Raw genomic sequence first — 24610 nt, forward strand, 5'->3', positions numbered from 1 at the left:
AACCGGCCTGCCCGCCGCCGACCTAGCATGGCGGCATTGCCGCGGACCGATCCGGACGGAAGGTGATCATGGCCGGACCCGACGAGCTGCGTACCCGGCTCGAAGATCCGCCAGTCCCGGCGCCCGGCACCCCCGTGGCCAGGGCGTGCACCGCCCGTCGTCCCGCCGATTCCGCCATCCCCAGGAGGCCGCTCGCATGACCCGACGCCCGCGTATCGACGACCTGGCCGGCCTGGCGTTCCCGCAGCAGCCCGCGTTGTCCCCGGACGGCGGCCGGATCGTGTACGTGCTGCGGACCGCCGACCGGGACACCGATCGGGACACCCATGCGCTGTGGCAGATCCCGGCCGGTGGCGGGACGGCGCGGCAGCTGACCCGGGGCAGCGCGGACACCGCCCCGGCGTGGTCGCCCGACGGTGCGCGGATCGCGTTCGTCCGGGCGCAGGACGGTCCGGGCCAGGTGTGGCTGCTGCCGTCCGACGGGGGTGAAGCGGAGCAGGTCACGACGCTTCCGCTCGGCGCGGGCAGCCCGGTGTGGCGGCCGGACGGCGGTGCGATCGCCTTTTCCGCACCGGTCGACCTCGCCGCCGAACCGGGGGAGGACGATTCCGCCCGGACCCGGCGGACGAGCGGGCCGGTGACCACCGAACGGCTGGACTTCAAGGCCGACGGTGCGGGACTGCTGGGCACGACCCGCAAGCACGTGCACGTTCTCGACGTCGCCTCCGGCGAAGTCCGGCAGGTCACCTCGGGCGACTGGCACGCCGGCGACCCCGCGTGGTCCCCGGACGGCGGTCTGCTGGCCTTCGCTGCCGCCCCCGATCCCCGTGCGGACCTCACTTTCCGTTCCGGTGCCTACGTTCTCGACCCGGCGGACCGCCTCGCCGAACCCCGCCTCGTCGGCTCCGGTGACGGCGTCTGCGACACGGTGACCTGGACCCCCGACGGCCGCGCCCTGCTCGTCGTCGGCCGCGCCGACACCCGGCCCGGACACGCCGGTCTGCTGCGCGTGCCGCTCGAGGGCGGGGAAGTCACGGATCTCGCGGCGGTCCTGGACCGCAACGTCATGCCGGGCGGTCCGGCCTACCCGGGCGCGGCCCCGCAGCCGAGCGGCGAGGGCGCGGTGCTGTTCTGCGTCCGGGACCGCGGGTGCACCCACCTCTACACGGTCGACATCGAGGGCGGCACGCCACGGCTCGTCGTCGGCGGCGCGGGCACCACGGTATCCGGGCTGTCGGTTGCCGGTGGCACCGCGGCGATCGTGCTGGCGACGCCCGCGTCGTACGGCGAAATCGCCACTGTCACCGGGGACACCGCGGAGGTTCGCACGCAGCACAGCCCCGCCGACATCGAGCCGTTCACCCACGAGGAGCGGGAATTCACCGTGTCGGACGGTACGGTCGTACAAGGCTGGTTGCTGCGCGACCCCGAGCGCAGTGGCCCGCTTCCGTTGCTGCTCGACATCCACGGCGGTCCGCACAACGCGTGGAACGCCACCGCCGACGCAGTCCACCTCTACCACCAGGAACTGGCCGCGCGCGGCTGGGCGGTGCTGTTGCTGAACCCCCGGGGCAGCGACGGGTACGGCGAAGCCTTCTACACCGCGGCAGTCGGCGCGTGGGGCCGGAACGACGCCCGTGACTTCCTCGAACCGCTCGATCAGCTCGTGGCCGAAGGGACCGCGGACGCGGACCGGCTCGCGGTGACCGGCTACAGCTACGGCGGCTTCATGACCTGCTACCTGACCAGCCACGACGACCGGTTCGCCGCGGCGGTCGCGGGCGGGGTGGTCAGCGACTTGGTGAGCATGGCGGGGACGTCCGACGCCGGGCACTATCTGGATGTCGCCGAACTGGCCGGGGCGGAGCGCGCGGACTCGCCGCTCGCGCAGGTCGGGCAGGTGCGCACCCCGACGCTCGTCCTGCACGGCGCCGCCGACGACCGGTGCCCGGTGGGGCAGGCCGAGCAGTGGTTCTCCGCACTGCGCGAGCGGGATGTGCCGACCCGGCTGGTGCTCTACCCCGGTGCGGCACATGTGTTCATTGTGGACGGACAACTGTCGCACCGGCAGGACTTCAACCGCCGCGTCCTCGGCTGGGTCGAGCAGTACGCCACGCAGCGGCCGCCGATCGACGCCGGGCACTGGCGGCGGCGGTTGGGCGAGCTGGCGCGCAAGCACCGCGTTCCCGGTGCCTCGCTGGGCATCCTGCGGCTCGGCGACGAGCGGCCCGCGCTGGCGAGCTGGGGTGTGCTGAACAAGGCGACCGGGGTCGAGGTGACCGAGGATGCGCTGTTCCAGATCGGCTCGATCACCAAGGTCTGGACCACGACCGTGGCCATGCAGCTCGCCGAGGAGGGCCTGCTGGACCTGGACGCGCCGGTCGCGGACGTGCTGCCGGAGCTGGCGCTGGCCGATCCGGACGTCGCGAAGCAGGTGACGATGCGGCACCTGCTGAGCCACACCAGCGGTATCGACGGTGACGTCTTCACCGACACCGGCCGCGGCGACGATTGCGTCGAGAAGTACGTCGGCCTGCTCGCCGACGTTCCGCAGAACCATCCGCTGGGTGCCACGTTCTCCTACTGCAACGCGGGGTTCGTGCTCGCCGGCCGGGTGCTCGAGAAGCTGACCGGCAAGCCGTGGGACGCGGTGCTGCGTGAGCGGCTGTTCGAGCCGCTCGGCCTGACCCACACCGTGACGCTGCCGGAGGAGGCGCTGCTGTTCCGCGCCGCGGTCGGGCACATCGCGCCCGAGGACGCCGAACCGCAGCCGGCGCCGATCTGGACACTGCCTCGTTCGATGGGCCCGGCCGGTCTCGTCACCGCGTCGGCGGAAGACGTGCTGGCCTTCGCCAGACTGCACCTCACCGGCGGCCTCGGCCCGGACGGCGGGCGCGTGCTCGGCGCGGAGCAGGCCGCCGCGATGACCCGGAAACAGGTGGACCTGCCGGACAAGCACAGCGTCGGCGACTCGTGGGGCCTCGGCTGGATCCGGTTCGTCTGGGACGGCCACCTGGTCCTCGGGCACGACGGCGGCACCATCGGCCAGTCGGCCTTCCTGCGGTTGCTGCCGGAGCAGGGACTGGCGGTCGTGCTGCTCACCAACGGCGGCAGCACCGGCGACCTGTACCACGAGCTGTTCCACGAGATCTTCGCCGATCTGGCCGGTCTCGAGGTGCCGAGCCCGGTGGAACCGGCCCCGGAACCACAGCCGGGCGACGTGCGCGAGTACCTCGGCGAGTACGAACGGGCGTCGCTGCGCATGGAGGTGTTCGAGGGCGAGCACGGCCTGCGGATCCGGCAGACGGTGCACGGCCCGCTCGCCGAAGTGGTGCCGGACCCGACAGCCGAGTACGACCTGCTCCCGGTGAGCGGTTCGCAGTTCGTCTGCCGCGCGCCCGGCACCCGCTCGTGGAGCTCGGTGGTGTTCTACACCCTGCCGACCGGGCAGCGATACGTGCACACCGGCGTGCGGGCAACCCCGAAGGTGTCCTGAACCGGTCACCCGGCAGCTGACCGGGAGCGTCCGGTATTTCGTCGTAGCCAGAGAATGCCGGCGGCGCGGCAAGGAGATCCGCCGCCGGCGCGCCGACGTGGCCGGCAAACGGCAGCGACGCCGGCCCAGTCCTCGTGATCGGACCTCCAGCAGCAACCCTCGCGACGGGGAGGCCGCCGCGAGGGCTGTCGTACGCTCGTCGTGATCGGAGCGTTCCTGGCCGAGCGAACCAGCAACCGACCGGAGACAGCCGTATGAGCTTGCCGCTGCCCGCCTCCTTCACGCGCCGTTCGGTGGACGCCGACGGCGTGCCGATCCACTGCGTGGTCGGCGGTTCCGGACCGCCGGTCCTGCTGCTGCACGGATACCCGCAAACGCACGCGATCTGGCACCACGTCGCGCCCGCGCTCGCGGAAGACCACACCGTGGTGCTGGCCGATCTGCGCGGCTACGGGGACAGCGGCAAACCCGCGCCGTCGCCCGGCGACGCCGAGTACGCCAAGCGCACCATGGCCCGGGACCAGGTGCTCGTCATGCGGTCGCTCGGTTTCGAGCGGTTCGCGGTGGCGGGCCACGACCGTGGTGGCCGGGTCGGGCACCGGCTCGCGCTCGACGTGCCGGAGGCGGTGTCCGCACTGGCGGTACTGGACATCGTGCCGACCCGGCACGCCTTCGCGCACGCCGACCGGGAGTTCGGGCTCGGCTACTACCACTGGTTCTTCCTCGCCGCGGGCGGCGGGATCCCGGAACGGCTGATCGGCGCCGACCCGGAATTCTGGATCACGGCCAGGATGCGCGCCCGCCACCACGGCGGAACACCGTTCGACCCGGCTGCGGTGGCCGAGTACGTCCGCTGTTTCGACGAGGCCGCGATCGCGGCGTCCTGTTCGGACTACCGCGCGGCGGCAGGGCTCGACCTGACCCACGACGAGGAGGATGCCGGCCGCGCGGTGCTCCCGCCGGTGCTGGCGCTGTGGGGCGAACACAGCTTCGTCGGCCGCACCTACGACGTCCTGCGGGTCTGGCAGGACTACGCCGGTGACGTGCGAGGCCAGGCACTGCCGTGCGACCACTACCTCCCGGAAGAACAACCGGAGCAGGTCACCGCGGCGTTGCGCGGTTTCTTCCGCAGCAACGGGTGAACCTCGCCGCGCACCGGGACGGTGCACCGACCGGAGCCGCTGCTCCGGCACGGGCGGCCGGTGCCGGACCATGCGTCCCTTGTGGATGGTGCCCGAAGCCGGAGAGGTTCCCGGGTCAGGGTGCGCCGAGCCAGGTGCGCAAGGCCTGGTCCAGCGTGTCCCGGTCCGGTTCGCCTGCCCAGGCGACGTAGCCGTCGGGCCGTACGAGCAGGGCGGCCGGTGCCTCGCCGTCGACCGGGGCCGTGGTGACGGTCCGCAGGCGGTCGCGATAGGGGACCGCCAGGTCCTGCCGGGTGCCGGACGGGTCCAGCAGGAGCGCGCGGCCGTCGTGCAGGTGGTCGGCGATCCGGGATCCGTCGGCCAGTTCGTAGTCGGGTGTGCTGGCGCCGACGAGCGGATGATCGCCGGGGAGCTGATATCGCTGCCCGACGCCGGAGATCTTCTTCGCGAAGTAGGTGGCACCGTCGACGGTCCGTGCCAGGTCGCCCACCACCTCGCGCAGCGCACGCGCGTGGCGGTCCGGGCGCATCAGCGCGATCTGGGCACGCGTCCAGTCCAGCACCCATGCGCCGATCGGATGCCGCTCGGCGGGGTAGGTGTCCAGCAGTCCCTCCGGTGCCGTCCCGCGTGCGGTGGCGGCCAGTTTCCAGCCGAGGTTCATCGCGTCGCCGAGGCTCAGATTGAGCCCCTGCCCGCCGAACGGGGGGTGCACGTGGGCCGCGTCGCCCGCCAGCAGCACCCGCCCCCGCCGGTAGGTGGTGGCCTGCCGGGTGTTGTCGGTGAACCGGGTCAGGCTGGTGATCCCGGTGACCGTGACGTCGGCGCCGGTCACGTACCGGATCGAGGCCTGCAGCTCCGCGGCGGTCGCGGGGGTGTCACGGTCGGCCGGTGCACCATCGAACGCGATGGTGGTGATCCGCCTGCGCGGCGGGTCGTTGACATAGACCCCGGTGGTGCTCGCGTGCCACCCGATCTCCAGGTCCGCCCCGCCCGCGATGTCGGCGACCGCGTGGTATGCGGTGATTTCCGGTGCGGTGCCGGGGAAATCGAATCCGGCGAGCTTGCGCACCGTACTCCGCCCGCCGTCGCAGCCGACGAGCCATCCGCACCGGATCGGGCCACGGCCGGTCGTGACCGTCACGCCCTCGGCGTCCTGTTCGAAACCGGTCACCGCCACACCGCGGCGGACCGGCACCCCCAGTGCGGCAGCGTGTTCGGCGAGCAGCGCCTCGACCTGCTTCTGGTGGACCAGGACGACCAGGTCCGGGGGACAGAGCCCGGCCAGGTCGGGGTCGGACTCGTCCAGCATCTCCGCATTCAGCGAAATCGCCGCGAAATGGCCTGCGAACCTCGGCAGCGCACTCGTGCCGTCCGGACGCCGGGTGGCCAGGAAAGAGCCGGACCACTCCTTCGCCGCCTGGGCCCGCCGCAGCGCGGGCAGCAGGCCGCGCCGGTAGAGCGCTTCGATGCCGGGCCTGGTGAGGGTTCCCGCCTTCAGGATCGGCGCGATCTCGGTCAGCCGTTCGAACAAGATCACCGACGCACCACCGGCCTGCACTTCAGCGGCCAGCATCAGGCCCGCGGGACCGGCTCCGGCGATCACCACGTCGTAGTCGAATGGGTACCCGGCGGCCCGGGGCTGCGGGCCGATGGCGGGGTCGGGCATGGTGCCTCCCTCCGAAGTGGACTGTTCCGGCCGGTGCCGGAGAAACCGCCGGGGCACCTGGATCAGCAGGGCTGCCGGGCGGTGTCGATCAGCCGCCGGAGGATCGGCCCGGCGACCTGCATCGCCAACCGGAGCGACGCGTTGTCCTCGGGGGAGAGCGTGCCCAGCAGATCGGCCAGGCGGTCGTGGCGATCGCGGAGACGGCCGGCCACCAGGGTGCGACCGGCGTCGCTGAGCGCGATGAGCGACGCCCGCCCGTCCTCGGGATCCCTGATCCGGACCACCCAGCCCTGCCGCTCCAGACGCTGCACCAGCTGGCTCATCGAGGGCTGGCTGACGCCCTCCGCCGCACCCAGCGTCGTGAGCCGTGCCGGGCCGTCCCGGTCGAGCCTGCCGAGGCACATGATCGCGGCGAACGTCGGGCCCCCGTGGTCGGTCAGGTGACGGAGCACCAGGCGCATGACCTCGTCGAAACCCTCCGCGATGTCGTTCTGCCCGTCGTCCATGGCTCATTTATATCATAGGCCTATGTAAATCTCCAGTGTCGGACCATGGCTGGCGAGACGCGAGACAGAAAATGGCAGCAAGTCCTGAGGTTCTCCCCTGGCTGAAATTATCCTAGGTTCATATGCATGCCATGCCTATGTATTTCCCTGGCTGCGGGCGCACAGTGGGTGACGTTCGACCGAATGCCCTGTCAGTGCCCGAGTGCTCGCCAGAAGCCGCAGTGGTGCTCGCGGTCGAAGTCGGCCGGTCCGATCCCGCCGTTGCCCGGCGCGAGCGACTGCACGTGTGCACCGGGGCCGTAGGCAGGCCAGTCCGGCGTGCCGGGGCCGTTGGGGTTTCCGGTGCGGGCGAACCGGGTCCAGTACTTGATCATGGTTTCGGACAGCCGGTGCTGATCGGGGTCGAGTCCGCGCTGCAGGCCTGCCACGTCGTAGAGGTACTGCAGTTCGGCGCTGTGGTAGGCGCCGGGGCGAAACGGCGGTTCCGGCTCGTCGCTGAGCCAGGGCGCGTGCCGGTCGGCGAACTCGTAGACGTAGGTCGGCACGTGACGGTCGAGGGAACGATCGGTCTGCGGGCGGGTGCAGGCCCAGGTGTGGTCGGTGAAAACGGCCGCGAAAGTCAGATCCGGCGCGCCGTACCGGCTGGTCGGGTACTCGGCCACGACCTTCGCGGTGTCCGCCGTCCCGAAGAACCCGGTCAGCTGCTGCCGGTAGTCCGCGGTGCTCATCCGCTGCCCGGAAAGCTGGTCGTAGGCGGCGACGTGCTGGCGCATCTCCTCACTGTTGCCGCCTTCGAGCACCGGCGCGTGGTGGAACCGCCCGTCGGCCAGCGCCGTCGCCGGCGGGACCGGGACCAGGCCGGCACCGGCCACCGGACCGAACATCTGCTTGACCGCCAGCAGCTTGTCCACCGGCCGGCGGCGCAGGCAGGCGGCGACCCGCGACCGATCGGTGCAGCCGAGATCGGCCGCCATCCGCGTGCCGTCCCGCTCGGCGTCGGCTCGGAGCCTGCCGAGCTGTTCGCCGGGATACGACCACGAGGCCGTCAGCGGGCACATGCCGCTCTCGATGATGGCCCGCTGGAACAAACCCGCGGACGACGGCGCGGTGAGCTGGGCACAGGTGCTGATCCCGCCTGCCGACTCGCCGGAGAGTGTCACGTTGTGCCCGTCGCCGCCGAAAGCCCCGGCGTTGCGCTGGATCCAGCGCAACGCGGCTTGCTGATCCTGCAGTCCGTAGTTGCCCGACAACGCGCCCGGTTGCTCGCGGTCCAGCGCCGGATCGGCCAGGAACCCGAGCGCGCCCAGCCGGTAGTTCACCGTCACCACCACGACATCGCCTTCGACGGCCAGCCGCCGCCCGTCGTACTGGTCGCTCGCGCCGGAGTAGAAACCACCGCCGTACAGGAAAACCAGCACTGGAAGGTTCCTCCCGGCGTCATGGTGCGGCGTGCTCAGGTTGAGGTACAGGCAGTCCTCGTCGGTGCTCGGTGTGGTCGCGTCGAATCCGGCGGTCTGCGGGCACGGTGAGCCCGGCCGTGTCGCATCCCGCACGCCGTCCCAGGCTGCCGGTGGTTGTGGTGCTCGCCATCGCAACGGACCGACCGGTGGTGCGGCATAAGGAATGCCGTCGAACGTGTCGTAGCCGGCGTGGACGGTGCCCTGCACCACGCCGGTGCCGATTCGTGCCGGCGCGGAGCCCGCTGCGGACGTGGCGCTCGCTTGGCCGCTCAGCAACGCGGCCACGACGGCGATCGCCACTGCGACGCCGGCCGTGCCGATATGCCGCCGCCCGACCCGGTCCGGTCCGGTGTCCCTGGTACCCAACGTCGCCCCCTCCACCGGCGGTCGCCGGTCACGAGGGAACGGTAGGGCGGCTGCGTACCCGCCGGCCATCCGGAAAGTCCCGGAGATTCCCCCCGGGCGTCTCCGGGCACCGAACCGGGTGTCGTACGGGCAACGCGGGATAGTGTCCGAAGTGGACTCCGCTACTCGTCGGCCGTCCGCCGGGCGGGCCCGTTCGCACTGCGGGGGACGATCGGGACGGCGCCGAGCGCGCTCAGCACGGCCATGAAGCCGTTCTCGATCTGGGTGCCGGTGCTCGGCCAGTAGCCAGGGGTGGAGCAGACCTGCTCGTCGCAGACGGTCGGGGGCGGCCCGGCGCAACCGGTCGCGGCGAGCACGACGGCGCTGGCCAGTGCGGCGAGGCGGAACCGGGACACTGCAGGACGTTTCATGGCAACCGGTCTCCTCAGGCGCGGGCGGGTCGGGGAGTGCTCGTGGACACCAGCCACAGCACGCCGATGGCCAGCAGGATCGCGATCACCGCCTGGTAGTACCCGGTGAGCACGCTGACCAGCGAGCCGAGCGCCGCCACCACTTCCACGAACAGCGCGAGCCCGCGGGCCCACGGGCGCCGGGGCAGTGCGGCCGCGGCGAGCGCGACGAGGACCACGATCACCGGGTTGAGCACGATCACCAGCCACACCGGCACCGGGACGTCCTGGCCGTGGTCCAGCCGCACGCCGATGGTGAGCAGCTGCACGATCCAGATCCCGAGCGAGGCCACCGCTTGGCCGAACATCACCGCCTGTGCGGTCCTGACCTGCCAACCGATCACGATCGGCTCCCTCCTCGACGCCCTTGCAGGGACGATAGCCGCCGGACCCGGGGACCCCTCCCGGTCCGTGCCGGAAGCGCGCCCGGCGGCGCGGATCAGCCGCGCCGGCGCCTGCCGACGATCAGCCGGTATCCGCCGAGGATGACCAGCGCGCCGAGCACCGCGAGCCCCCAGGTGCGCAGGTCGAAGAACGTGCCGAGCTGCGTGTGGAACAGCGTCTTGCCGATCCAGCCGCCCACGAAGGCACCGCCGATGCCGAGCAGGATGGTGATGATGCAGCCGCCCGGGTCCTTGCCCGGCATGAGGGCCTTCGCGATCACCCCGGCGATCAGTCCCAGCACGATCCACCCGATGACGCCCACGATTGTCCTCTCGTCCGTCCGCTGTTCGAGCGCACAGGATGGCATGGACCGGTGGGCGTCCGGTGCGGGGGCGGGGTCAGCCGGGCGGCAGGGTGAGCAGCCGGCCGCAGAGGGTTTCCACGGCCACCGCGATGCCGGGGTCGAGGCGCAGGTGGGGAGTGCGCGCGGTGTCGTGCGCGACCGACAGTGCGGCGTGCACCCGGATCCGCGCGGCGACCGGATCGAGTGCGGGCCGGGTCAGCCGCAGCAGGTGGGTCCATTCGCTGACGTAGTCGTGCTGGGCACGGCGCGCGAGGTGGAGTTCGTCCTCGGGCAGGTGGTCCATTTCCGTGATCAGCAGGCCGAAGATCTCCGGGTGGGTGTGGCTGTGCGCGACGTAGGAGGTCACGAGCCGGCGCAGCGCGTCGGCCGCTCCGGTGGCCACCCGGTAGCTGGTGGAAACGTCCATCGCCAGGCCGGCCGCGCCCCGCTGCAGTGCGGTGACGAGCAGATCGAGTTTGGTGGGCCAGTGGTTGTAGACGCTGGGCCCGGTGATGCCCGCCGCGTTGCCGATGTCCTCGATGCCGACCTTGGCGTACCCGTGCGCGGCGAACATCGGGATCGCCCGGCCGAGCAGTTCCTCCCGGCGCGACGCGGGCACCAGCGGGGGTCGCGGTTCGCCCGCCGGGACCGCGGGGGGCAGCCGGATCTCGGTCTCCAGCACGGTGGTGACGAGTTCGGCGATCAGCCGCTCGTGCTCGGGGCGGGGAAGGTCGAGGTGGTGGAACGACGGACTGGCCAGCACGGACAGGACCGACCAGGCCAGCAGGTCCGCGGCCCGGCCGTCGAGTCCGGGGCGCACCGAACGGGCGTGGTTCGCAAGGCCGGCACCGAGCTCCCGGATCATCTCGCGGAGCCTGCGGTGTGCCCCGGTGCCGAGGTCGCGTGCTTCGCGTTGCCACAGCAGGCCGAGGTAGCGCCGGTCGAGTGTCAGTGCGGCCAGCGCACCGGCGGTCTCGTCCGGGTCGGCACCTGCCAGGGTGCCCACCAGGTCGAGCGCCGGGCGCAGACCGTACTCGACGGCGTTCGCGAGCACGTCCTCCTTCCCGCTGAAGTGGCGGTACAAGGCGGAGGGGCCGATGCCGACCGCGGCGGCCAGATCGCTCATCGCGACCTGGTGGTAGCCGTGCTTGGTGAACAGATCCACCGCGGCGGCGAGGATCAGTTCGCGCCGGTTGCGCGGGCGGGTGCCCCGCGCCGGCACCGGTACGTGATCGGCCATCGGCTCCTCCTCGGATGCGTGCCCGCCCGTGATCCGCAGGCCACGGGCGCCGCCATCGGGTCCGGACGCTAGTTCTGCGGGGCGAAGAAGGTCCGGACCGCGTAGCCGAACCACTGGTTGCGGAAGGCGATGGCGGCCCGGCTGACCGTGGCCTTGGGGGCCACCATGTCGAAGCCGTGGAAAGCACCGGGGTACTCGCGGAACTCGACCGGCACGCCTGCCGCACGCAGGTTCTCCACGTAGTGCACGGTCTCGTCCCGGAAGGCTTCGATACTCCCGACGTAGGTCATCGTCGGGGGAAGGCCGGCGTAGTCGGTTTCGCGGGCGGGTGCCGCGTAAGCGGGCACATCCGGGGTCCCGTACAGGTCCCCGAGGTAGAGCTTCCACGCCGAGCGGTTGGTGCCCGCGTCCCAGACCGGCGCGTCGTTGTCCAGCGTGGACGGAGTGTTCCCGCGGTCCTCGATCATCGGATAGATCGGCATCTGGAAAGCGATCCGGACTTCGGCCTTGTCCCGGGCGTACAGGGTCGTGGCCGCGGTGAGCCCGCCACCGGCGCTGCCGCCGCCGACCACGAGCTGATCGGACCGGACGCCGAGGCGGGCGGCCTGCTCCTTGAGCCACCGCAGGGCGTGGTAGCAGTCGTCGAGAGCTGCCGGGTACGGCGCTTCGGTGCTGAGCCGGTAGTCGGGTGCCACGACGACGGCACCGCTGCCGAGGATCAGCGGGGTGAACGCCGATGCCTCGAGTTCGGCGGCCCCGGAGGCGTAGCCGCCGCCGTGGATCCACAGCAGGCCGGGCGCGTCCGGCCGGTGGGTGGCCGAGCGATAGACCAGCACCCGCAACGTGGATCCGTCCGGCCGGGCGATGCGCTCCTCGTGCCGGATCAGGCCGCGTGGCACCCTGGCTCGCAGCCATCGGTCGGCGAAGCCCGGCAGCGGACCGGATCCACGCAGGTCGTCTTCCGAGCGCGAGGACTTGAGGACCCGGCGCAGCACCTGTGCCCGTCGGCGGAGTTCCGGATCGATCATGTCGTGGCTTACCCGCATTCCCGCTCCCTGCGTCACTGCTCGAACCGGTGTGGTCCGGCGCAGGCCACCAGGTCGTGCCACTTCGACCGGTGGCACCCGCGAGGACGGTGCACGCGGTTCTGAAGGCCTCCCGGCATTCTCCCAGTCTGCCGAGGCCGATCCGATCCGGCCCGCTGCGGCGCTAGATGAAGAACCCGCCGCCGCAGATCAGGGTCTGCGCGCTGACGTAGTCGGATTCGGGCAGGCACAGCAGGTACACCGCGCCTGCCGCCTCGGCGGGGGTGCCCGCCCGCCCGAGCGGGATCATCCGCTCCATCGCGCCGAGCAGGTCCGGGTTGACGCCCACCGCGATCTCCCTGCCCTGGATGTCGATGCTGGCCCCGCCGTCGGCGGGGGCCTCGGTGAGCCGGGTCCGGATGAGTCCGAAGGCGACGGTGTTCACCGTGACGTTGTACCGGCCCCATTCCTTGGCCAGTGTCTTGGTCAGACCGGTCACGCCCGCCTTGGCCGCCGCGTAGTTGACCTGCCCGGCGTTGCCGCCGAGACCGGCGATGGAGGAGATGTTGACGACCTTCCGGCACGGCACCGGCTCCCCGGTGGCCTTGGCCTGCTTGACGAAACCGGAGATGATCGGCTGTGCGGCGCGCAGGATCCGGAACGGAGCCTTCAGGTGCACGTCGAGGATCTGGTCCCACTGCTCGTCGGTCATCTTCTGCACCACGGAATCCCAGGTGTAGCCGGCGTTGTTGACGATGATGTCGAGTCCGCCGAAGGTGTCGACGGCGGTCCGGGTGAACCGCTCGGCGAATCCGCTGTCGGTCACGCTGCCGGAGCAGGCGATGGCCCGTCCGCCCGCGCTCTCGATCGCGACGACGGTGTCCTTGGCCGGTTCTTCGTCGAGATCGTTGACCACCACGGCGGCGCCGTCCGCGGCCAGCTTGCGGGCGATCTCGGCGCCGATCCCACGGCCGGAGCCGGTGACGATCGCGACCTTGCCGCTGAGCTTTCCCATGTTCGTCCTGCCTTTCAATCGAGATCGACGACGGCGTCGCCGGTGAGGGTGACCGTGCCGTCGTCCAGCGCGACGGTCAGGTCGAGGGTGGCCTGTCCGTCCACAACGGACGCGACGCGGGCGGTGCAGGTGGGCCGGGCGTGCACCGGGGTGATCGCGGAGAACCGCACCTGCCACGAGCGGATGCGTTCCTGCGGAACCAGTTCGGTCAGCAGCCTCCCGAGGTAGGCCATCGACAGCATGCCCTGGGCGAACACGTCCTCGAGCCCGGCCGAGCGGGCCACGTCCAGATCGAGGTGGATCGGGTTGTGGTCGCCGGAGGCGCCTGCGAACAACGCCAGCGTGGTCCGTGAGATCGGCTCGGCGGCCAGCGGGGGCAGCTCGGCCCCTTCGGTGAGTGCAGTCATGTCCGGACCTCCGGGTTGCGCACCACGATCACGCTGGTCGCGTCGGCGATCGGTGTGCCGTCGCGGGTGATCTCGGTGAGTTTCGTGAGCAGTTCCAGCGCGCCGCCCTTCTTCACGGTCACGTCGGAGATACGCGTGGTGAGGGTGAGCGTGTCCCCGGCGTAGGCGAGGGCGTGGTAAGTGAACGACTGCTCGCCGTGCAGCACCCGGCGCAGGTCGACGCCCAGTCCGGTGAGCCAGCCGAACGGGTCGGGCCGTTCGAGTTCCAGGCTGAAGTAGAAGCTCGGCGGAACCGGGAGGTCCGGGTGCCCGGCCGCGACGGCACTGTCCACATCGAAGTAGTCCGGATCGGTTTGCCCGGTGGCACGGGCGAAGAACGCCAGCCTGCCCCGTTCGACCGGCACAACCAGCGGCGGGAACTCGCGTGCCAGTGCGGCGTCGGCATCGACGGCCATGCTCAGCCCACCTTCTCGTAGAGGGTGACCACGGCGGCGCCGCCGAGGCCGATGTTGTGCTGCAGGGCAAGGGACACGTCCTCGACCTGCCGCGCACCCGCATCGCCGCGCAGCTGCCAGACCAGCTCCGCGCACTGCGCCAGGCCGGTCGCGCCGAGCGGATGCCCCTTCGACAGCAGCCCGCCGGACGGATTGGTCACCACCCGGCCGCCGTAGGTGTTGTCGCCGTCCGCGATGAACTTCTCCGCGGTGCCCTCGCCGGTGAGCCCGAGTGCCTCGTAGCTGAGCACCTCGTTGGTGGTGAAGCAGTCGTGCAGTTCGACCACGGCGATGTCCTCCGGAGCGACCCCGGCGGTTTCGTAGACCTGCCGCGCAGCCGTGGCGGTCATGTCGTAGCCCACCAGCCGGGTCAGGTCACCGTCGAACGAGGCCGGGGTGTCGGTGGTCATCGCCTGTGCGGCGATCGCGACGTCGGTGCGCAGGCCGTGCGCCCTCGCGAACTCCTCGCTGACCAGTACCGCGGCGCCGGCCCCACAGGTGGGCGGGCAGCATTGCAGCCGGGTCAGCGGTCCGAAGATCTGCGGCGAGGCCAGCACTTCCTCGACGGTGACCGCGTCGGTGAACACCGCGTACGGGTTGTTCGCCGCATGCCGGCGTGCTTTCACCGAGATCTGGGCGAACACCGCCGGGTCCATCCCGTATTTCTCGCAGTATGCCGCGCCGGCACCGCCGAAGTACCGGGGTGCCAGCGGTACTCCCGCATGCTCGCCCTGCACCTTCGCGGCCACTTCGTCGAAGCGGTCGAACGCACTGGGCCGGTCGTCCCAGTGCTGTTTGAGGGCGCCGCGTTGCATCTGCTCGAACCCGAACGCCAGTACACAGTCGGCCGCCCCGGAAGCCACTGCCTGGCGGGCGAGGAACAGTGCCGAGGACCCGGTCGAACAGTTGTTGTTGACGTTGACGACCGGGATCCCGGACATCCCGACCCGGTAGAGCGCGTTCTGGCCGCTGGTCGAATCTCCGTACACATAGCCGGCGTAGGCCTGCTGCACCGCGTCGAGTTCGATCCCGGCGTCGGCGAGCGCCGCCTTCACCGCGCCCTCGGCCAGTACGTCGTAACTGTCGCTGCGGCTCGGCGTCGAGAACGGGACCATGCCGACCCCGGCCACTGTCACTCGATCCATGATCAATCACCTTTCGACTAGTAATTATTCACTTAGTACCGCATCAGCAGTTGACTTGGGAAGAAGATCCGAGCACTGTGTTCGGTAACACGCTTGCCGAGATTCACAAACGGAGTGGCAGATGTACCTGACCCAAGGCCTGCACCGCGGTGTCCAGCAGCGGCCGGACGAGGTGATGACAGTGTTCGGGCAGCGCCGCCGTACGTTCACCGAGGTGGCCGAGCGGGTGGCCCGGCTGGCCGGTGCGCTGCGCGGGCTCGGCGTCGGCCGCGGCGACCGGGTGGCGATCCTGGCCTTCAACTCCGACCGGTACCACGAGTACCTGTTCGCGGTGCCGTGGGCGGACGCGGTGCTCAATCCGGTGAACATCCGCTGGAGTGCCGAGGAAATCGCCTACTGCCTGCGCGATTCCGGGACCCGGGTGCTGTTCGTCGACGACGCTTTCGCGGCCATGGTGCCCGCGTTGCGCGAGGCCGTGCCCGAGCTGGCCACGGTGATCCACCTCGGCGAGGGTCCGGGCCCCGAGGGCAGCCTCGGGTACGAGGAGCTGATCGACGGTGCGGATCCGGTCGACGACGTGCGCCGCGGGGGAGCCGAGCTGGCCGGGCTGTTCTACACCGGCGGGACCACCGGGAGTCCCAAGGGCGTCATGCTCTCCCACGCCAATCTGCAGGTGTCCTGGCTCGGCTCGGCGGCCACCGGCAACCTGTGCCCGCCCGGTGCGCGGGTGCTGCACGCGGCACCGTTGTTCCACCTCGCCGGTCTCGCCGCGTGGGGCGCCGCGGTACTGGTCACCGGCAGCCACGTGTTCATCCCGGCGTTCGAGCCGGTCGCCACGCTGTCCGCGATCGCCGAGCACCGGATCACCGACGCATTGCTCGTGCCCACCATGATCCAGCTCCTGGTCGACCATCCGGCACTGCACCGGCACGACCTCGGCAGCATGCGCAACGTGCTCTACGGCGCGTCGCCGATCCTGCAGGCGGTGCTGGAACGGGCGATGAAGGCGTTCCCGTCCGCCAGGTTCACGCAGGCCTACGGCATGACCGAACTTTCGCCGGTCGCCACTTTGCTCGGTCCCGACGACCACGATCGCGGCTTCCTGCGCTCCGCCGGTCGTGCCGGGTCGCACTCCGAGGTCCGGGTGGTCGGCCCGGACGGGAATCCGCTCCCCGCAGGGGAGGTGGGGGAGATCGCCGTGCGCGGCGGGCATGTGATGCAGGGTTACTGGAACAAGCCCGAGGAGACCGCGGCCGCGATCCGCGACGGCTGGATGCACACCGGCGATGGCGGTTACCTGGACGAGGAGGGCTATCTCTACGTCGTCGACCGGCTGAAGGACATGATCGTCACCGGTGGCGAGAACGTGTACTCCGCGGAGGTGGAGAACGCACTGGGCCGGCATCCCGCGGTGGCGCAGTGCGCGGTGATCGGCGTGCCGGATCCGGACTGGGGCGAGCGGGTGCACGCGGTCGTCGTGCTGCATCCGGGCGAGACGCTGACCGTCGAGGAGCTGCGGGCGCACGTCAAGGAGTCGATCGCCGGCTACAAAGCACCGCGGAGCCTGGAGATCGTCGACGGCATGCCACTGTCCGGCGCGGGCAAGATCCTCAAACGCGAGCTGCGCGCGAAGCACTGGTCCGGAGAAGACCGGCAGATCCGCTGATGCACCGGCCGACCGGCTCCACCGGCTCCACCGGTCCACCGGCCGACCGGTCCACGGCCTACCGCCCGCGGCTCACCGGCTCCACGGGCCCATGGTTCACCAGCCCATTAGCCCGGCCAGCCTCATTAGCCCGTCCAGCCTCATTAACCCGACCGGTCCCGCCAGTCCATCGAGCTCACTAACCCCATCAAGCCCGCCAGTCCGTCCAGCCCCACTAGCACTATCAAGCCCGCCAGCCCGGCCAGGCTCACTAGCACCATCAAGCCTGCCAGCCCGGCCAGGCTCACTAGCACTATCAAGCCCATTGGCCTCATCGGGCCCATCAGGCCCATCAGGCTCCGTCGAGTCTCCCGAACCCACGATCCGGTGACCTGCTATATAGTCGTTGCCTAGGTTCTAGGCAGTGTCTAGACTGGTGGTTACGCAGGACGGCTGTCCGGCGTTCGTCCCGCTCTGGAGGTGGCTTGAAGTGACAGGTGCGCAGCGGCCGGGAACCGTTGCCCGGTGGTACGACCGGGCGATGGCACGGCGGTGGAAACTGCCGGCAGCGCGGAACGAGGTCGCGGTGCACCGGGATCTCGCGGTGCGCGCGCGGGACGGGATCGTGCTGCGTACCGATCACTACCGGCCGGTCGGCACTGCGGGGCGGGGGACGGTGCTGATCCGCACCCCGTACGGACGGGGCTTGCCGATCAACAGCGACGCGCGGCTGTTCGCCGGACAGGGCTACCACGTGGTGGTGCAGAGCTGCCGCGGCACGTTCGGCTCCGGCGGGCAGCTCGTGCCGCTGGTGTTCCCCCTGGAGACCGACGATGCGCTGGACACCGTGGCCTGGTTGCGTGAGCAGCCGTGGTTCGACGGGCGGCTGGCCACCTACGGCGCGTCCTACGTCGGCGCGACGCAGTGGGCGCTGCTGGTCGAGCCGCCACCGGAACTGCGCACCTCGATCGTCATCGCCGGTCCGCACGACGCCGGCCACTTCGCTTTCGGCACCGGCGCTTTCCTGCTGCGCGACCTGCTCGTCTGGGCGAAGGTCTCGCTGGTCAACCAGAAGCGGTTCGGTGTGCTCGCCACCGTGCTCCTGTTCGCCAATTCGGCCAGGGTCACCGCGTCCACCGTGAACGCGCTCCCGCTCGCGGGTGCCGTGGAGAAGGCGTTGCGGTACCGGGCACCGTGGTTCCGGGACCTGCTGGCGCATCCGGATCGGGCCGACCCGTTCTGGGAATCCCGTCAGGCGAACGCCGCGCTGGAGAAGGTGCAGGTACCGGTCCGGCTGGTCGGTGGCTGGCAGGACCTGATGCTGGGGCAGACCCTGCGCCAGTACGAGGTGCTGCGCGGGCGGGGGCTCGACGTGACGCTGACCGTCGGGCCGTGGATCCACCAGGTGGCCACGGCCGGCGGCGAGGGCGAGTTGCCCGCGGCCAACCTCGACTGGCTGGCCGAGCACCTCGCCGGGGAGCCGGTGCGGCGGCGCCCGCAGCAGCCGGTCCGGATCCACGTGGGCGGTGCGGGCGAATGGCGGGAACTGCCGGAATGGCCGCCGCCCGCCCGGGAATCGGTGCGGTACCTGCAGCCCGGCGGACAGCTCGCCGAGCAGCAGGTCCCTGGCGGCAGTTCGTCGTTCACCTACGACCCGGTCGATCCGACCCCGACCGTCGCCGGACCGTTGATCGACCAGAGCGCCGGGGTGCGGGACAACCGCGAACTGGAGGCCCGGCCGGACGTGCTCACCTTCACCACCGCGCCGCTCACCCGGGACCTGGAGATCATCGGCACCCCGGTCGTGGAGCTCGGCCACCGCCGCAGCAACCGGCACGCGGACCTGTTCGTCCGGCTCTGCGACGTCGACCGGGAAGGCCGCTCCCGCAACTTCTCCGAGACGCTGCTCCGGCTCGACCCCGCCACCGGGGACGGTGTGGTGCGGCTGCCGCTCGACGCCTGTGCGCACCGGCTGGCCGCGGGCCACCGGCTCCGCCTGCAGGTCTCCGGCGGCTCGCACCCCCGTTACCTGCGCAATTCGGGAACCGGTGCACCACCCGCCACCGCCACCGAACTGCGGCCCTGCCGGCACACCATCGACCACGCCACGTCCAGGGTGCTCCTGCCGGTGAGTCCACAGTAGACAGCGACGGTCACCGCGGTGGTGCGGTGGCCGTCCAGTTGCGGACGTCCGGCCGGTGGCCGGCAGGCTTGCCGCCGACCTGCACCCCGGGGCTGACCAGCCGGCTCTGGTACTCCGGGGTGAACATCCGGTACACCGATGCCGGTGCGGTGGCACTTGCCTCGTCGAGGGTGGCCCGCACTTCGGCGGGCACCGTGAACTCGAGTGCCGCCATACCGGAGGTGAGCTGGTCGACGCTGCTCGCCCCGATGATCGCGGACGCGACCCCTGCCCGGGTGGCGACCCAGTTGACCGCGACCCGGGCCATCGGGACGCTGAGCAGGCCCGCGGCCTCCTCCAGCGGCTTCAACAGCTGCCATTCCCGATCGCTCCACGACGTCCCCGTCCCGCTGTGCCTGCCGCGCTCACCGTGCCGGTACTTGCCGGTGAGGAAGCCGCCCGCCAGCGGGCTCCACGCGGTGATGCCGAGGCCCAGCTCCAGTGCCGCCGGGACGTGCTCGGTCTCGATTTCGCGCTCGATCAGGGAGTAGGGCAGCTGGAGGTTCACCATCGGGGTGAGGTGCTGCGCGTCGGCCAGCGTCTGGGCGCGGGCGGCGTACCAGGCGGGGACGTCGGACAGGCCGGCGTAGCGGATCTTGCCCGCACGGACGAGGTCGTCGAAGGTGTGCAGGACCTCCTCGACCGGGGTGAGCCGGTCCCAGGTGTGCAGCAGGAACAGGTCGACGTAGTCGGTGCCCAGCCGGCGCAAGGATGCTTCGAGCGCCCGGATCAGGTGCTTGCGCCCGTTGCCGCCTGCGTTCGGATCGCCGGGATCGACGCTGTTGGTGGCCTTCGTGGTGAGCACGACCCGGTCGCGGACCTTCGCCTCGGCGATCAGCCTGCCGAGGATGGTCTCGCTCTCGCCCGCGGTGTAGAAGTCCGCGGTGTCCAGGAAATTCCCGCCGAGTTCGAGGTACCGGCGGAAGATCGGCCTTGCCTGCTCCTCGGTTTTGCCGTAGGCGGCGTGGAAACCGCCGGTGCCGAAGTTCATCGTGCCCAGTGCCAGCCTGCTGACGCGCAGTCCGGAGCGGCCGAGGAGGTAGTACTCGTCGAGTGCCATGGATGTTCTTTCCCGATCGGACGATCCGCGGGCCGGCGGCCCGGGAAAGTCAGGCGTGTGCAGGGATGACGAAGTCGACGGTCTTGCTGTCCAGTACGTGGTGGTCCGGATCGGCAAGGCCGATCCGGATCCGGTGCGGTCCCGGCGGCAGTGCCTGGATGATCAGTGGTTCGCCGCTGCCGTCGGCCCAGTGCCAGGCCGCGTCGTCGACCGTCACGTGCAGGTGGCCGATCCGCGGGGAGACGTCGAGCGCGGCCGGGCCGTAGACCGGCACGATCCGCAGGTTCTCCGCGCGGTAGCGCAGCACGACCAGCCCGTTGGCCAGCTGTTCGGGCAGCGGTGCGTCGACGACGAGTGCGGGCGGCGGCTGCTGTGGCAGCGGCACGACGGGTGCGGGTGGCCAGTCCGGGACGGCGGCCGGGGCGGGCTGGGCAGCCGCCGAACAGGCGGTCAGGACGAGCGCGACCGTGGACAGCAGGAGCGGCAGGCGACGGGGCATGCGGCCACGCTAAGGACGTACCGGAGACCTTCGCGCCTGTCGGATGACGCTATCGGGGTACGTCGGTACTCAACGGCCGTGACCGGGGCCGCCGGGGAAACGTCCGGAGTGGGCGGCGTTTTCGGCATGCCGGGTCCGGCCGGGGAAAGCGGCCGGCCGCCGGCGGGTTGGGTATCGTCGCTGCGGGGCAGTGCCGAGGGGAGGATCGTCGCGATGCTGCACGGACGCCGGGCCGAGCTGAAGGAACTCGGTGAGCTGCTGGACGGTCCCACCGAGCGCAGTGGCGTGCTCGTGCGCGGCGAAGCCGGGATCGGGAAATCCGCGCTGGTCGCGGAAATCGCCGCCGCGGCGCCGGTCGCCGGGCTTCGCGTGCTGCGGACCACCGGCTCCGTGGCCGAGCGGCACTTCGCCTACGCCGGCCTGCACCAGCTGCTCTACCCGCTCCGCACGGGGGTGGCCGCCCTGCCCGTGCCGCAACGCACCGCCCTGCGGATCGCGCTCGGGCTGACCGGCGACGGCGAACCCAGCGGCTACCTCACCGGGCTGGCGGCGCTGAGCCTGCTCGCCGAAGCGGCCTCGGCTCAGCCGGTGCTGATCGTCGCCGAAGACCTCCAATGGCTCGACCGCGCCAGTGCCCAGGTCCTCGCCTTCGTCGCACGGCGCATCGAAGCCGAGCCGATCGTGGTGGTCGGAACGCTGCGCGACGGCACACCTTCGCCGCTGACCGAGGCCGGTCTCACGCCGATGACGCTCGAACGACTGTCCGATGAGGACTCCGCAGGGCTGCTCGACGCGGTCGCCCCCCGGCTCGCCGGTGCCACCCGGACCCGGGTGCTCTCCGCGGCCGCCGGGAACCCGCTGGCGCTCACCGAATTGCCCTCGGCGGACTTCAGCGGGTCCGATCCGGTGCTGCCGTTGACCGAACGGCTCGAGCGCACCTTCACCGACCGGCTCGCCCCGCTGCCCGCCCCGGTTCGCGCCGCACTGCTCGTCGCCGCGCTCAACGAGCGCGACGTGCTCGCCGAAACCCTTGCGGCCGTGGAGTTCCTGCTCGGTGTCCCGGCCGGGCCGGAGATGCTGGTCCCGGCCGTCGAGGCGCGGCTGGTCGAGCTCGATGCCGCCGCGGTGACCTTCCGGCATCCGCTGATGCGGTCGGCCGTTGCGGCCGCGGCCGGCTTCGCCGAGCGCCGCGCGGCCCATCTCGCACTCGCCTCGATCCTTCCCGCCGAGCCCGACCGGCAGGCCTGGCATCAGGCGGCCGCCACGGCAGGCCCGGACGAGCAGATCGCCCTCCGGCTGGAAAACACCGCAGCTCGGGCCCGCGATCGCGGCGGGATCGCCGCGGCAGTGGCGGCGCTGGAACAGTCCGCGCGGCTGAGCGGCACCGCTGCCCGGCGTGCGGACCGGCTGCTGCGCGCTGCCGAGCTGGCCGTCGAGTCGGGTCATCGCAGCGAGGCCGAACGCCTGGTCCGGGAGATCCCGCCGGACGAGCTGACGTCCCGGCGGCGTACCACCGTGAGCTGGCTGCTGAGCGGTTTCGAGGACGGCGTCGGCGAAGACCTTTCCCGGGTGGCGGAGCTGGCCGGGCTGGCGAGGGACGTGGCCACGGACGGGGAAACCGCGGCGGCGACCCGGATCCTGTGGGGCGCCGCCATGCGGTGCTTCTGGAGCGAGCCCGGCCCGGCCGTCCGCCGGGCGCTGGTGGCAGTGGCCGACCGGCTGCCCGTTCCGGACGGCGACCCGGCCACGGTCGCCGTCACGGCGTACGTCGCGCCCTTCGACCGTGGCGAGGTGGTGCTGCGGGGGCTCCGGAAGCTCGCCGGGACGGCAGGCACCGACCCGGAGGTCGACCGCTACCTGGGCAGCGCGGCCCTGCAGGTCGGAGCGTTCGACCTGGCCGCACGGTTTTCCGCGGCCGCCGCGCCCGGCCTGCGCGCACAGGGCCGGCTCGGACTGCTGCCCCGGGCGCTGGCCGTACAGGCGTGGAGCCAGGCCCGGCTCGGCGATCTGGCGGCCGCGGTACCGGCCGCCGCCGAGGCCGCGCGGCTCGCGCAGGAGACCGGTCAGCCGTACATGTACGGGCTGGCCACCGCGGTCCGGGCGGAGATCGCCGCGTTGCGGGGCGAGTACCGGCAGGCCGGGGCTCTGGTCGTCGAGGCCGAACGCGTCGGGCTCGCCGCGGGTGCCCGGCCGGTGCTGGCCACGGTGCAGCTCGCCCGCGGCCTGATGGCACTGGGGGAGGGCCGCTTCGAAGACGCTTTTGCCGATTTGAAGCGGGTCCTGGACCCGGCGTCCCCGTCGTACCAGCTGGCTTTGCGTGCGTACTGGCTTTCCGAATTCACCGACGCCGCCGTCCGCGCCGGGCAGACCGACGCCGTGCGCGACATCTTGCCTGAGATGGAATCGCTCGCGACGGTGACGTCGTCCCCGGCGTTGCACCTCGGATTGCGGTACGCCAGAGCCGTACTCGCGCCGAACGACGAAGCCGAAGACCTTTTCGCGGCAGCCCTGAGCGCGGATCTGACCGGGTGGCCGGCTGAACGTGGACGCGTCCACCTGGCGTTCGGCGAGTGGTTGCGGAGGCAGCGGCGGATCGTCGAGTCGCGGACGCATCTGCGCACCGCGCGCGAGACGTTCGACGCGCTCGGCCTGGCCGCGCTGGCCGAGCGCGCCCGGCGGGAGCTGCGCAGTGCCGGGGAATCCAGTCCGAACCGCGATCCGGACGCGTACGACAAGCTGACGCCGCACGAGCTGGGCATCGCGCAACTGGCGGCCGAAGGCCTGACGAACCGGGAGATCGGGCAGCGGCTGTACTTGTCGCACCGCACTGTCGGCACCCACCTGCACCGGATCTTCCCCAAACTCGGCGTGCGCTCCCGCGCTGAACTCGCGGCCCGGTTGAAGACCGTCGGCGACTGAACGCGGCTCACCGCCGACTTACCCCGGCTGCGTCGTCCGACGGGCGCGAAAGCCGCGACGGCGTCCCTAACCTCGCCGTCGTCGGAATGTCTTTCGCACGGGAGTCCAGATGATCAGCAGGAGACGGTTCACGCAGGCGTTCGCGGCGGGGCTGGCGGCGACTTCACTGGCTGCGTGCTCGTCGCCCGCCACGTCCGCGGGACAGCCGGCTCGGTCACCGGACCTGCGCGCGGGTTCGGGCAAGAACACCGCGCTCGGCCCGGTCAAGCACGCCGACGCCGGACCGGTCACCATGGCCTACGTCGAGTACGGCCCGGCCACCGGGCAACCCGTTGTGCTGCTGCACGGATGGCCCTACGACCCGTACAGCTACGCCGATGTCGGGCCGCTGCTGGCCGCCGCGGGGTACCGGGTGATCGTGCCGTGGCTGCGCGGCTACGGCACGACGACGTTCAAATCCGCGCAGACCGTGCGCAACGGCCAGCAATCGGCCGTGGCGCTGGATGTCGTCGCGCTGATGGACACGTTGAAGATCGAGAAAGCGGTGCTCGGCGGGTACGACTGGGGTGCGCGCACGGTGGACATCATCGCCGCGTTGTGGCCGGAACGGTGCACTGCGGCGGTCGCGGTGAGCGGGTACCTCGTGACGGACCTCGAAGCCAACCAGCAGCCGTTGCCGCCGGCCGCGGAACTGGGCTGGTGGTACCAGTACTACTTCGCGACCGAGCGCGGCCGCGCCGGTTACCGGGCCAACCGCCACGATTTCGCCAAGCTGATCTGGAAAACCGCGTCCCCCCGCTGGAATTTCGACGACGCGACGTACGAGCGCAGCGCGGCGTCGTTCGACAATCCGGACCACGTGGACATCGTCATCCACAACTACCGCTGGCGCCTCGGCCTGGCCGAGGGCGAGCCGCAGTACGAGCGGTACGAGCAGAAGCTGCAGACGGGCCCGCCGATCACCGTCCCGTCGATCACGATCGGCAGCGACTTCGACGGTGCGGCGAAAGACGGGTCGCCGTACCGGGCGAAGTTCACCGGCGCGTACGAGCACCGGATCCTCGACGGCATCGGCCACAACGTGCCACAGGAGGCACCGGAGCCGTTCACCCGGGCGATCCTCGACGCCGGCCGGATGTGACGGCCCGCCGGGGCACGCTCCGGTCC

The 24610-nt window shown here is 71.3% G+C and carries 20 protein-coding genes; 6 read left to right on the forward strand and 14 right to left on the reverse strand.

The window, feature by feature from the left end:
* Nucleotides 1-196 precede the first annotated feature (196 nt).
* Together ABD793_RS28500 and ABD793_RS28505 are read left to right on the forward strand one after the other, a co-directional pair.
* Nucleotides 197-3496, forward strand: a complete 3300-nt coding sequence (locus ABD793_RS28500; RefSeq protein ID WP_344865489.1) for a serine hydrolase — start codon at nt 197-199, stop codon at nt 3494-3496.
* Between the two features lie 254 nt (nt 3497-3750).
* A complete protein-coding gene (locus ABD793_RS28505) occupies nt 3751-4638 on the forward strand; it encodes an alpha/beta fold hydrolase (RefSeq protein ID WP_344865491.1) in 888 nt (295 codons plus the stop codon).
* Nucleotides 4639-4753: 115 nt separating this feature from the next.
* Here ABD793_RS28505 and ABD793_RS28510 read toward each other — a convergent pair whose 3' ends face one another.
* From ABD793_RS28510 to ABD793_RS28565, 12 genes are all read right to left on the reverse strand, one after another.
* On the reverse strand, nt 4754-6304 hold the full coding sequence (locus tag ABD793_RS28510) for an FAD-dependent monooxygenase (RefSeq protein WP_344865493.1): 1551 nt from the start codon (nt 6302-6304) through the stop codon (nt 4754-4756).
* Between the two features lie 62 nt (nt 6305-6366).
* Nucleotides 6367-6810: a MarR family winged helix-turn-helix transcriptional regulator gene (locus ABD793_RS28515; RefSeq protein WP_344865495.1), complete on the reverse strand. Its 444-nt coding sequence runs from the start codon at nt 6808-6810 to the stop codon at nt 6367-6369.
* Nucleotides 6811-7001: 191 nt separating this feature from the next.
* Nucleotides 7002-8636, reverse strand: a complete 1635-nt coding sequence (locus ABD793_RS28520; protein ID WP_344865497.1) for a carboxylesterase/lipase family protein — start codon at nt 8634-8636, stop codon at nt 7002-7004.
* A gap of 161 nt (nt 8637-8797) precedes the next feature.
* On the reverse strand, nt 8798-9046 hold the full coding sequence (locus ABD793_RS28525) for a hypothetical protein (RefSeq protein ID WP_344865499.1): 249 nt from the start codon (nt 9044-9046) through the stop codon (nt 8798-8800).
* 14 nt (nt 9047-9060) lie between these two features.
* A complete protein-coding gene (locus ABD793_RS28530; protein WP_344865501.1) occupies nt 9061-9429 on the reverse strand; it encodes a hypothetical protein in 369 nt (122 codons plus the stop codon).
* Nucleotides 9430-9524: 95 nt separating this feature from the next.
* Nucleotides 9525-9791 carry a GlsB/YeaQ/YmgE family stress response membrane protein gene (locus tag ABD793_RS28535; RefSeq protein ID WP_344865503.1) on the reverse strand — a complete coding sequence of 89 codons (267 nt, stop codon included), beginning with the start codon at nt 9789-9791 and terminating at the stop codon, nt 9525-9527.
* A gap of 76 nt (nt 9792-9867) precedes the next feature.
* Nucleotides 9868-11052: a TetR/AcrR family transcriptional regulator gene (locus ABD793_RS28540; RefSeq protein ID WP_344865505.1), complete on the reverse strand. Its 1185-nt coding sequence runs from the start codon at nt 11050-11052 to the stop codon at nt 9868-9870.
* A gap of 68 nt (nt 11053-11120) precedes the next feature.
* Nucleotides 11121-12098 (reverse strand): alpha/beta hydrolase, encoded by a 978-nt coding sequence (locus ABD793_RS28545; RefSeq protein ID WP_344865507.1) that lies wholly within the window; start codon nt 12096-12098, stop codon nt 11121-11123.
* Nucleotides 12099-12261: 163 nt separating this feature from the next.
* Nucleotides 12262-13092 (reverse strand): SDR family NAD(P)-dependent oxidoreductase, encoded by an 831-nt coding sequence (locus tag ABD793_RS28550; RefSeq protein ID WP_344865509.1) that lies wholly within the window; start codon nt 13090-13092, stop codon nt 12262-12264.
* 14 nt (nt 13093-13106) lie between these two features.
* Complete coding sequence (locus ABD793_RS28555) at nt 13107-13499, reverse strand: MaoC/PaaZ C-terminal domain-containing protein (protein ID WP_344865511.1); 393 nt, start codon at nt 13497-13499, stop codon at nt 13107-13109.
* Complete coding sequence (locus ABD793_RS28560; RefSeq protein WP_344865513.1) at nt 13496-13954, reverse strand: MaoC family dehydratase N-terminal domain-containing protein; 459 nt, start codon at nt 13952-13954, stop codon at nt 13496-13498. Before ABD793_RS28560 ends, ABD793_RS28555 begins: the two co-directional genes overlap by 4 nt.
* Nucleotides 13955-13956: 2 nt before the next feature.
* Complete coding sequence (locus ABD793_RS28565; protein WP_344865515.1) at nt 13957-15138, reverse strand: lipid-transfer protein; 1182 nt, start codon at nt 15136-15138, stop codon at nt 13957-13959.
* A gap of 121 nt (nt 15139-15259) precedes the next feature.
* Here ABD793_RS28565 and ABD793_RS28570 point away from each other — a divergent pair, with 121 nt between their 5' ends.
* Nucleotides 15260-16804 carry an acyl-CoA synthetase gene (locus ABD793_RS28570; RefSeq protein WP_344865516.1) on the forward strand — a complete coding sequence of 515 codons (1545 nt, stop codon included), beginning with the start codon at nt 15260-15262 and terminating at the stop codon, nt 16802-16804.
* 469 nt (nt 16805-17273) lie between these two features.
* Complete coding sequence (locus ABD793_RS28575) at nt 17274-18926, forward strand: CocE/NonD family hydrolase (protein WP_344865517.1); 1653 nt, start codon at nt 17274-17276, stop codon at nt 18924-18926.
* Between the two features lie 10 nt (nt 18927-18936).
* Here the strand turns inward: ABD793_RS28575 and ABD793_RS28580 are convergent, their stop codons facing one another.
* Together ABD793_RS28580 and ABD793_RS28585 are read right to left on the reverse strand one after the other, a co-directional pair.
* Nucleotides 18937-20025 carry an aldo/keto reductase gene (locus tag ABD793_RS28580; RefSeq protein WP_344865519.1) on the reverse strand — a complete coding sequence of 363 codons (1089 nt, stop codon included), beginning with the start codon at nt 20023-20025 and terminating at the stop codon, nt 18937-18939.
* 49 nt (nt 20026-20074) lie between these two features.
* Nucleotides 20075-20524, reverse strand: a complete 450-nt coding sequence (locus tag ABD793_RS28585) for a DUF6130 family protein (protein WP_344865520.1) — start codon at nt 20522-20524, stop codon at nt 20075-20077.
* Nucleotides 20525-20737: 213 nt separating this feature from the next.
* Here ABD793_RS28585 and ABD793_RS28590 point away from each other — a divergent pair, with 213 nt between their 5' ends.
* Together ABD793_RS28590 and ABD793_RS28595 are read left to right on the forward strand one after the other, a co-directional pair.
* Nucleotides 20738-23443, forward strand: coding sequence for an AAA family ATPase (locus ABD793_RS28590; RefSeq protein WP_344865521.1), 2706 nt, complete (start codon nt 20738-20740; stop codon nt 23441-23443).
* A 109-nt stretch (nt 23444-23552) separates the two neighbouring features.
* Nucleotides 23553-24584 (forward strand): alpha/beta fold hydrolase, encoded by a 1032-nt coding sequence (locus tag ABD793_RS28595; protein WP_344865522.1) that lies wholly within the window; start codon nt 23553-23555, stop codon nt 24582-24584.
* The last annotated feature ends 26 nt before the right edge of the window (nt 24585-24610 follow it).

Origin of the sequence: Amycolatopsis ultiminotia (assembly GCF_039536925.1) — a bacterium.
In the GTDB taxonomy this organism is placed as follows: Bacteria; Actinomycetota; Actinomycetes; order Mycobacteriales; family Pseudonocardiaceae; genus Amycolatopsis; species Amycolatopsis ultiminotia.